General features: G+C 30.6%; 1 protein-coding gene. It reads left to right on the top strand.

Features of this window, described 5'->3' with window-relative positions:
• Window positions 1-1,446 (top strand): NlpC/P60 family protein (locus Q3304_RS20640; protein WP_407815481.1); only part of this gene is annotated, 1,446 nt, incomplete at its 5' end.
• Window positions 1,447-1,512: the final 66 nt, after the last annotated feature.

Raw genomic sequence — 1,512 nt, 5'->3', positions numbered from 1 at the left:
GGAAGATTAACACTAAAAAATGTTGCATCAATGAAATTAGATATAGTAATGGACAATGATGTAATAGAAGACTTTGATTATAATTCTTCTATTGATAGTGATACTTATACAAAAATTAAACTTGTGAGAGACAATGAAGAAACAAGTAAAAGAGATGTGTATATTGCTCAAGATTCTACACATATGAGAAGTTGGGGAATACTTCAAATGTTTGATACAGTAGACAAGAACATGAGCGAAGCAGAGATAAAACAAAAATGTGATATACTTTTAAAACTATATAATAAGAAAACTAAGTCGCTAAGTTTAAAAAACGCAATTGGAGATATTAGAGTGAGAGCAGGTTGTTTAGTACCTGTTTTTTTGTCGTTAGGAGATATAGAGTTACAAAATTATATGTTAGTTGAGAAAGTAAAGCATACCTTTGAAAATAACAGTCATTTTATGGATTTGACTCTTGTTGATGGAGACGAATTTGCTTCTTATTCTTCATCAAGCTATAGTAGTGGAAATACAAATAATAAAGACGAAAAGAAAAATGGTCCTGCACAGAGTACTACAAGCAAAGAAGACAATGATATGATAAATAAATTGAATAAAGTATTTAAAAATAAGTTATCAAATACAGGAAATATATTTGTTAAATATTCTAATGCTTACAAAGTAAATGCAGCTTTAATGGCTGCTATTTCTATACATGAAACTGAAAATGGAAATTCTCCACTTTGTAAGAATAAAAATAATTTCTTCGGGATGAAAGGTATGTCTTTTTCTTCTGTAGATGAAGGAATAAAAAGAGGTATTAGTAATCTATCAAGAAATTACATCCATACAGGAAGAAAAACATTAGAAAGCATAAGAGATAAGTATGCTCCACTTTATGATAGCCATCTTAATAAAGATTGGGTGCCAGGAGTAGGTAAGTTTTATAAACAAATAACAGGAAGTACCTATAGTCCTAATAATTCAGGTACAGGAGTCGGAAGTAATGAAGAAGCAGAAAAGAATTTAAAAGATACAACTTATCAAGTTCAAAATAATAACAATGCTAATACATCCACGAGCAATAGTTCTAAAGCAGATAAACTAATTAGTATAGCTAAAAGTAAATTAGGTTGTAAATATATATACGGAGCAACGGGACCTAATAATTTTGATTGTAGTGGATTCACTCAATGGTGTTATAAACAAATAGGTATAAGCATCCCTAGAACAGTTGCAACACAAAGTAAAGTAGGTAAGGCTGTAGATTTAAAAGATAGAAGTAAGTGGAAAGCAGGAGATTTACTATGTAGAGTTGGTGGAGGTAGTAGTAATCACGTAATGATGTATCTTGGAAACGGTCAAATGATTCATTCGCCACAGACTGGTGATGTAGTAAAAATACAATCAGTTGATTCATATAGAAAAGGAAAAGCATATACACATGTGAGAAGATTTATATAAGTGAGGTGATAAAGTGTCACAGGAATTATTACAAGTAATCAAGAAGGCTGCAATGGATGCAGTAGA

This window comes from Clostridioides sp. GD02377 (genome assembly GCF_045899875.1).
In the GTDB taxonomy this organism is placed as follows: Bacteria; Bacillota; Clostridia; order Peptostreptococcales; family Peptostreptococcaceae; genus Clostridioides; species Clostridioides difficile_A.
Note: the sequence above shows the minus strand (reverse complement) of the source record. Positions and strands in the feature narration are given on the sequence as shown.